Raw genomic sequence first — 1,171 nt, forward strand, 5'->3', positions numbered from 1 at the left:
ACATGACAAACGTAGTAATCGCGTCGGCGGCCCGGACGGGAGTTGGCAGTTTCGGCGGCTCGTTCGCAAACACGCCGGCGCATGATCTGGGCGCGGCGGTTCTGGAGGCGGTGGTCGCGCGGGCCGGGATCGACAAGGCCGATGTCAGCGAGACGATCCTGGGTCAGGTTCTGACCGCGGCGCAGGGCCAGAACCCCGCCCGCCAGGCGCATATCAATGCCGGTCTGCCGCAGGAAAGCGCCGCCTGGGGCATCAACCAGGTCTGCGGATCGGGTCTGCGCGCGGTGGCGCTGGGGGCGCAGCACATCCAACTGGGCGATGCCGATATCGTCGCCGCCGGCGGCCAGGAGAACATGACGCTGAGCCCGCATGCTGCCGCCCTGCGCGCCGGGCAAAAGATGGGCGACATGAAATATATCGACACCATGATCCGCGACGGGCTGTGGGACGCGTTCAACGGCTATCACATGGGCCAGACCGCCGAGAATGTCGCCGAGAAATGGCAGATCAGCCGCGAGCAGCAGGACGAGTTTGCCGTCGCCAGCCAGAACAAGGCCGAAGCGGCGCAAAAGGCCGGCAAGTTCAAGGACGAGATCACCCCGTTCACCATCAAGACCCGCAAGGGCGACATCGTGATGGACAGCGACGAATACATCCGCCACGGCGCCACGATGGAGGCGATGGCCAAGCTGCGCCCGGCCTTTGCCAAGGACGGCTCGGTCACCGCCGCCAACGCCTCGGGGTTGAACGACGGCGCCGCCGCGGTGCTCTTGATGAGCGCGGAAAACGCCGAAAAGCGCGGCATCCAGACCCTGGGCCGCATCGCCTCTTACGCCACCGCCGGGCTGGACCCGTCGATCATGGGCGTCGGCCCGATCTATGCGTCGCGCAAGGCGCTGGAAAAAGCCGGCTGGAAGCCCGAGGACCTGGACCTGGTCGAAGCCAACGAAGCCTTTGCCGCCCAGGCCTGCGCGGTCAACAAAGACATGGGCTGGGATCCGGCGATCGTCAACGTCAACGGCGGCGCCATCGCCATCGGCCACCCGATCGGCGCCTCCGGCTGCCGCGTGCTGAACACGCTGCTGTTCGAAATGCAGCGCCGCGACGCCAAAAAAGGCCTTGCGACACTTTGCATCGGCGGCGGCATGGGTGTTGCCCTCTGCGTCGAACG

Annotated in this window: 1 protein-coding gene; it reads left to right on the top strand. The window is 66.4% G+C overall.

Annotated features, from left to right (window positions below; all coding sequences use genetic code 11):
• Positions 1 to 2 precede the first annotated feature (2 nt).
• The coding region (locus ACFMPD_RS17520; protein WP_380997329.1) for an acetyl-CoA C-acetyltransferase at positions 3 to 1,171 on the top strand (1,169 nt) is incomplete at its 3' end.

It is taken from the genome of Sedimentitalea sediminis (genome assembly GCF_042687825.1).
GTDB lineage: Bacteria > Pseudomonadota > Alphaproteobacteria > Rhodobacterales > Rhodobacteraceae > Sedimentitalea.